Origin of the sequence: Dactylosporangium sucinum, assembly GCF_014647515.1 — a bacterium.
Taxonomy (GTDB): Bacteria; Actinomycetota; Actinomycetes; order Mycobacteriales; family Micromonosporaceae; genus Dactylosporangium; species Dactylosporangium sucinum.
The window spans coordinates 402-3,126 of sequence record NZ_BMPI01000162.1 but is presented as its reverse complement, the minus strand read 5'-3'; the positions used below and the strand labels follow the sequence as shown (position 1 = coordinate 3,126).

Annotated in this window: 1 protein-coding gene and 1 pseudogene; both read right to left on the bottom strand. The window is 70.1% G+C overall.

Translation table 11 applies throughout. From position 1 onward, the window contains the following. The coding region (locus tag IEZ31_RS60695; protein ID WP_190258247.1) for a 3-hydroxyacyl-CoA dehydrogenase NAD-binding domain-containing protein at nt 1-2,086 on the bottom strand (2,086 nt) is incomplete at its 3' end. Next, nucleotides 2,086-2,725, bottom strand: a pseudogene (locus IEZ31_RS60690) (acetyl-CoA C-acyltransferase); the annotation flags it as partial. The pseudogene IEZ31_RS60690 and the gene IEZ31_RS60695, both read right to left, overlap by 1 nt.

Here is a 2,725-nt window from a genome sequence, read left to right as displayed (position 1 = left end):
AGCGGAACTGTTCGCCGCGGGTGGCTTTGTCCAGCAGGAGCTGTGGCGGTTCGAAGCGGGAGCCGTAGCGGGCGGCGAGCTCGCGGGCGCGGGTGACGAAGCCGTTCAGGCCGCCGTCGTATTGGTTGATGTACTGCAGGACGCCGCCGGTCCAGCCGGGGAACCCGATGCCGAGGATCGACCCGATGTTGGCGTCGGCGACGGACGTGAGCACGCCCTCGTCGAGGCACTTCACCGACTCCAGGGCCTCGGCGAACAGCATCCGCTCCTGCATGTCGGCGAACGGCAGCTTGACGTCGTCCTTGGCGAAGTGCTCGCGCAGCCCCGGCCAGAGCAGGCCGCGCTTGCCGTCGGCGTAGTCGTAGAACCCGGCGCCGCCGGACCGGCCGGTCCGGCCGAACTCGTCGATCATGCGGTCGATCACGGCGTCGGCGGGCGTCGGGGTCCAGGCGTCGCCGTACTGTTGCCGGATTTTGCGCGGCAGGGTGAGCGTCAGCTCGTCGATGAGCTGCAGCACCGGGGCCGGGTAGCCGGCCTGGGAGCTGGCCTGCTCGATCGAGGCGGGCGCGATGCCCTCGGCGAGCATGGCGACGCCCTCGTTGGTGAAGGTGCCGATGACGCGGCTGGTGAAGAAGCCGCGGCTGTCGTTGACGACGATCGGTGTCTTGCGCAGTTGCCGCACCACGCCGAGCGCCCGTTCGACGGCCTCGCCGGACGTCTCCCGGCCGCGGATCACCTCGACGAGTGGCATCTTGTCGACGGGTGAGAAGAAGTGCAGCCCGACGAAGTCCTCACGCCGCTTGACGCCGTCGGCGAGGGCCGTGATCGGCAGGGTCGAGGTGTTGGAGCACAGCAGGGCGTCGGGGGCGACGACGTCCTCGATCTCGGCGAACACCTTGTGCTTGAGTGCCGGGTCCTCGAACACGGCCTCGATGACCAGGTCGGCGCCGGCCAGGTCGGCCGGGTCAGCGGTCGGGGTGATCCGCGCCAGCAGGTCCGGGCCGCCGCGGCCCTTCTGCACCAGGCGTTCCGAGTAGGCCTTGCCCTGCTGGGCGGCGTCGGCGGTGACGTCCTTGAGCAGCACCTGCATCCCGGCCCGGGCACACACGTAGGCGATCGCCGCGCCCATCATGCCGGCGCCGAGGACGGCAACCTTCTGCAACGGCGCGGCCGTCGAGCCGCGGGCGTTGGCGGCCTGCAGGTCGAAGAAGAACGCCTGGATCATGTTCTTCGCGATCTGCCCGGTGGCCAGCTCCGTGAAGTACCGGCCCTCGATGTCGAACGCCGTGGCCAGATCGACCTGCGCACCCTCGACGGCGGCGGCGAGAATGTTACGCGGCGCGGGGTAGGGCGCGCCCTTGAGCTCCTTACGCAACCTCGCCGGGAACGCGGGCAGGTTCACCGCGAACGCCGGCGTGCTCGGCGTCCCACCCGGAATCTTGTACCCCTTCACGTCCCACGGCTGGACCGCGGCCGGGTTCGCGGCGATCCACGCACGGGCTGCGGACTCCAACCGCCCGGCCGGGACCACCTCGTGCACGAGCCCGACCTGCAGGGCCTTCGCCGGCTTGTGCCGCTGCCCCTGCAACAACACCTGCAGCAACGCCTCGGCGATACCCAGCAGCCGCACCGTGCGCACCACCCCACCACCACCCGGCAGCAGCCCCAGCGTCACCTCCGGGAAGCCGATCTCGATCCTCCGATCGTCGGCGACGATCCGGCGATGACACGCAAGCGCCAGTTCGAGGCCACCACCCAGCGCCGAGCCGTTGATCGCCGCGACGACCGGCCTGCCGAGGGTCTCCAGGCGGCGCAACTGGTCCTTGATGCGCTTGGCGGTGGCGTACGTCTCGGCGGCCTGGTCGGGCCCGATGCTGCCGAGGGCGTCGAGGTCGCCACCCGCGAACCAGGTCTTCTTCGCCGAGGTGATGACGACGCCGGCGAGGTCTTTGTCCGCTTCGAGGCGGTCGAGGGTGGCGTCCATGCTGGCGACGAACGCCTCGTTCATCGTGTTCGCGCCGCGGCTGGGGTCGTCGAGGGTGAGCACGACGACACCGTCGGCGCCCCGGTCATAGCGAATGGCCATCAGATCCGCTCCACAATCGTGGCGATGCCCATGCCACCGCCGATACACAGGGTCACCAGCCCATACCGCAACTGCCGCCGCTCCAACTCGTCAACCACCGTCCCGAGCAGCATCCCGCCCGTCGCCCCGAGCGGATGCCCCATCGCGATCGCACCACCGTTCACATTCACCTGCTCCAGCGAGAAGCCCAGGTCCTTCGCAAAGCGCAGCACCACCGCCGCGAACGCCTCGTTCATCTCCACCAGGTCGATGTCACCGACCGTCAGCCCCGCCTTGGCGAGAGCCTTGCGACTGGCCGGCGCCGGCCCGGTCAACATGATCGTCGGATCGGCACCGGACACCGCAGCGGCGACGATCCGCGCCCTCGGCGTCAGCCCGGCCTCCCGCCCGGCCCGCTCCGAGCCGACCACCACCAGCGACGCCCCGTCCACGATGCCGGACGAGTTACCGGCCGTGTGCACGTGGTCGATACGCTCGACCCAGTGGTACTTCTGCAGCGCCACGGCATCGAAGCCCGCCAGCTCGCCGATCGTGCCGAACGACGCCGGCAGCGCGCCCAGACCCTCCAACGTCGACGCGCGGACGTGCTCGTCACGATCGAGGACCACCAGGCCGTTACGGTCACGGACCGGCACCACC